This window comes from Cellulomonas sp. P5_C5, assembly GCF_054049655.1.
Map to the genome: position 1 here is coordinate 1 of NZ_JBFULY010000056.1, position 1,183 is coordinate 1,183.

Here is a 1,183-nt window from a genome sequence, read left to right on the forward strand (position 1 = left end):
GAGCTGGGCGGCTGCTCCGTCGCGGGCCCCCGCACCGGCAGCGGCCGGGCGCTCGCCCGGGTGGGGCGCTGTGCGGGCTCGTCGGCGCCGGCGTCGGGCACGGCGCGCGTCGGGACGCGGGGCGTCGGCACCTCGTGCGCCGACGACGCCGCGAGGTGGGCGGCGGCCGCCGCGACGTACTCCGCGACCCACGTGGGCGTGCACCCGGTGCGCCAGCGCGTCGCGACGTCGGCCAGCGGCAGTGCGGCGTCCTCGCCCGACAGCGACACGACCGCGGGGGTGGGTGCGGTGCCGGCGGTGCGCAGGGCCCAGCGGGAGCCGGGGACGCGGGCCACGACCAGGTCGCCGACGCCGACGCCCAGCGCCATGACCATCCCCTGAGGGATGGGCGCGTCGGGCTCGGCCGCCCAGCGCGTCCGGGTGGCGTGCAGCAGCGCACCGACGGCGTCGACGTCCGTCAGGTCGGCGCCGCTGCCCCGCAGGTACTCACGGGCGCGGTCGAGGTGGCCGACCTCGTCGGCGGTCAGGTGCCGGACACCGGGCGGGGTGCCGTGGGCGCCGGACGCGGGAACGGACAGCGTCGGGCGCAGATCAGTCATGCGTGCGGATCGGCCTGCCGGAGCGCTCCCTTGAGCGCGCCGGGCGTGGTTCCACCGGATGGCGGTGACCGATGCCGCCGGCCGCCCGCGCGCTCGGCGGGGGCCGGGGGGTGCCGGTTACCCTTGCTGGCGGACCGAAGCCGCCGCCCGCCCCTGGAGAGCGMCATCCGCCGACCGTCGCGCAGCATCGTCGCTGTCGTCGCCGCCGCCCTCGTGGTCGGCGGTGCGGGTGGTGCGTGGGCGTGGACGGAGCGCGAGGACCGCGTCGCCGCTGAGCAGGCCGCGACGCAGGAACGTGCGGCCGATGCGCTCGAGGTGCAGGCCGCCGATGCCGCGGCGCTCCAGGCACAGGCCGCCGACGTCGCCGCCGTGCACGCTGCGACCGTCCAGGCCGACGCCCTGGGCGCGCTCGCAGCCGCCGCCGAGCACGCGCGCGGCACGGTGGCCGCGACCGAGGGGCGGGTCGCCGACGACGCCGTCCGACAGACCCTCGCCGCGATCCTGGCCGACGCCGACGCGACCCTCGCGTCGACGAGCCCGCCCGCCGCCGACCCTGCCGCCACGGACCCAGCGGCCACGGACCC

General features: G+C 79.6%; 1 protein-coding gene and 1 pseudogene. One reads left to right on the forward strand and one right to left on the reverse strand.

What is annotated here, in order from left to right; genetic code table 11:
* The coding region (locus tag ACXJKF_RS22175; RefSeq protein ID WP_456789907.1) for a DUF3806 domain-containing protein at nt 1–599 on the reverse strand (599 nt) is incomplete at its 3' end.
* A 123-nt stretch (nt 600–722) separates the two neighbouring features.
* On the opposite strand from ACXJKF_RS22175, the pseudogene ACXJKF_RS22180 reads away from it, so the two are divergent.
* Nucleotides 723–1,183 (forward strand): annotated as a pseudogene (locus tag ACXJKF_RS22180) (hypothetical protein); the annotation flags it as partial.